Below are 620 nucleotides of genomic sequence, written 5' to 3'. Positions count from 1 at the left end.
TGCGCATTACTTAAATCAAATACTTGAGATTCATCAATTTCAAAAGAAACTATAGCAACAGATTTATCTTTCCCAGTCATTCTCCCATGATCTATTTTTTTAGTTGCAAATTCAATAGCGTTATTTTGAGAATATTCAAATGCATAAGCCCCAAATCCCAAAGTACCTAGAGTGCTTTTTAATGAAAAATGCTTTCGTTTTATAATATTTTCTGCATTGCTGAAAGATGTTCCATGATAATATAACATGTCTTCCACGAAACACCCCACTTTTAATTTTACAATAGTCTATATCCCTATATGCTATTAATCATTTAACAATTTGTCAAATAAAAAAGCCCCACTACTAAAAAAGTAGTGAGGCTTAATTTTATATACAGTTATCTGAATGTTCCCCAAGCGGCTCGACCAACTGGTCTAACTGGACAGTAAAGAGTTTTACCATTGTATCCAGTGTAAACAACCCATACGTAGCCATTTTGTACTACGTAACCGTAGTATCGAATGCTTGCGTAAGCTGGTAGTCTACCTGATCTAGTTGCATTAGCAGATGGTGCATAGTGAACGTTGATTGGCTGATTACCATTGGTAAACGTTGCGTTTTCTGAATGGAAACCAGAC

General features: G+C 35.0%; 2 protein-coding genes. Both read right to left on the bottom strand.

Going from position 1 to position 620, the window contains the following annotated elements; all coding sequences use genetic code 11:
• Positions 1-257: hypothetical protein (locus AC6UD0_RS07320; protein WP_500708700.1), on the bottom strand; the 257-nt coding region annotated here is incomplete at its 3' end.
• 122 nt (positions 258-379) lie between these two features.
• Positions 380-620 (bottom strand): SH3 domain-containing protein (locus AC6UD0_RS07315; protein WP_500708699.1); only part of this gene is annotated, 241 nt, incomplete at its 5' end.

The sequence above is a fragment of the Fructilactobacillus sp. X7R9C1 genome (genome assembly GCF_059901005.1).
This window is presented reverse-complemented; position numbering and strand designations above follow the sequence as displayed.